This window comes from Roseicyclus sp. (assembly GCF_018402035.1).
In the GTDB taxonomy this organism is placed as follows: Bacteria; Pseudomonadota; Alphaproteobacteria; order Rhodobacterales; family Rhodobacteraceae; genus Roseicyclus.
In genome coordinates this window covers 1-2012 of the sequence record NZ_JAGYJN010000057.1, presented here as the reverse complement: position 1 = coordinate 2012, position 2012 = coordinate 1, and the positions used below count along the sequence as shown (strand labels likewise).

Below are 2012 nucleotides of genomic sequence, written 5' to 3'. Positions count from 1 at the left end.
TGGCGGGTGATAGTCGAAGGAGCCGATAGTTTTCATTGCGCCAATGTCGGTCGCGTCGACCACCCGAAAGCCCGCATGCCAGCACGAGGCCCACAACTCATTGCCCACGCGCTGCGTATGATGCAGCCGTTTCTGATAGCCCTTCCACGTTGGACGCGCCCCGTCGAAATTCTCTTGTTCGGGCATCCACCAGCGCCCAACCTCGACCGGTTTGGTCGGATCGGCGTAGTCGTACACGACCAGGATATTGCCGACGAACCCAGGCATTTCGGTCGACATATAGAGATAACGCTCGTCCAAATCGAAGCGATGAACGCCAAAGCCGTGGGTCTTTTGGTGGCACAGCAGCCTTGGATTGGCGCGGTCCTTGATGTCGTAGATGCGAAAGCCGCCATCATGATAGCCGCGGCGTGCGCTTTCCCGAAGTGTTGGGATATCCGCTGGTGTCACCTCAAGGAAAGTTGCCAATTCCGCATCTGTCGGGTCCCGTCTTTCGCGCGCCTGCATCTGTTCGGTGAATTCGAGAAGGCCCTCGCCCTTGCGGTGGAAATGGCGCTTGTTCTGTTCGTGGTTGACGACCATTAGATCGCCACAGACGCGCACCTTGTGGCTGTGCGACCAAGGGTCATCAATTGCAACATGGGCAACAACCTTGGGGTCGCGCGGATCGCGGATGTCGATGATGCTGGTGCCGTTAGGCGCATCCATGTGGCCAACGAAAGCATAGCCTCCATCAACCCGCACCTGACCGCCGCCGGGAATGTTGAGCCGGGCCAGACTTTTAAAACTTCTCGCCAAAGTCACGCCCATATCAGACTGCCTCCTTTTGCTTCTTTTTTGCCTGCCAATTTTTGTAGACCGGCAAGAGCAGCGTGATGATGAGGAACAGCCAAAGGATGTTGCCTATGTTCGAGCTGAACAAAATGCCCACATCACCGCGCGAAATACGCAGCGCGCGCATCAGATATTGTTCCATCAGAGGCCCAAGAATGATGCCGATCAAAATCGCGGTAACATGGTAGCCTGTCTTGCGCGCCAAATAGCCCAAAAGACCAAAAGCCACCGCCAACCCCATGTCGAACATATAGGCACGCGGTACGAAGGCTCCCAAAAGCGTGAAGGCCAAGATCATTGGCACAAGGAAGAAAGCCGGAACAGTCGTGACCCGCGACATGTATTGCGCCATTGGAAACATCAACGGGATCATCAAGAGGTAGGTGATGAAGGCCGCGGTGAAAATGCCATAGGCCAATTCGGGACTGTCGATAAACAGCCGCGGGCCCAGCGTGACGCCATGGTACTGCAACACGACCATCATGATTGCCGCGGTTGATCCGCCAGGCACACCGATCGCCATCAGCGGAACGAGCGTGCCCGAAGTCACACCATTATTGGCAGCTTCGGGGGCCGCGACCCCCTCGGGGACACCCGTGCCGAACAACTCGGGCGTTTTTGAGAATGTGCGCGCTTGCTGATACGCGACGAAAGCTGCGATCGAGGCTCCGGCACCCGGAATGATTCCGATAATCACCCCAATAAGCGCAGTCCATGTCATCAAGAACCAGCTTCGCAACGCCTCTTTCACTAGCACCCAGACGTCATAAAGTTTCGAGCTGACGACGACATCCATGTATTCGTCCTTCAGCACTCGCCCGCGCTCGATCAGAACGAAAACTTCCGAAATTGCAAAAAGCCCGATCAGCGCGGGCACGAGCGGCACGCCGCTATACAGCTCCAACATGCCAAAGGTTGCGCGCGGCTCTGAATAAATGAAGTCGGTTCCTATGGCACCGATCAACAGCCCAAGCATACCCGCCAAAAGACCCTTGATCATGTCTGCTGCAGCGATCACCGCGATCAGGGTCAAGCCAAAGAGGATGATCACCACCATCTCGACAGAGTGGAGGTAATTTCCGACCTGTGAGAGCACCGGCAACAGCGCCAGCACGAACATTGTGCCGATCAGGCCACCAAAAATTGACGCCACGAAGCAATAGACAAGCGCGCGCTGC

At 56.2% G+C, this 2012-nt stretch carries 2 protein-coding genes; both read right to left on the bottom strand.

Translation table 11 applies throughout. The features are described from left to right. Nucleotides 1-810: hypothetical protein (locus KG698_RS15085; protein ID WP_213686366.1), on the bottom strand; the 810-nt coding region annotated here is incomplete at its 3' end. A gap of 1 nt (nt 811) precedes the next feature. Continuing rightward, nucleotides 812-2012: tripartite tricarboxylate transporter permease (locus tag KG698_RS15080; RefSeq protein ID WP_213686365.1), on the bottom strand; the 1201-nt coding region annotated here is incomplete at its 5' end.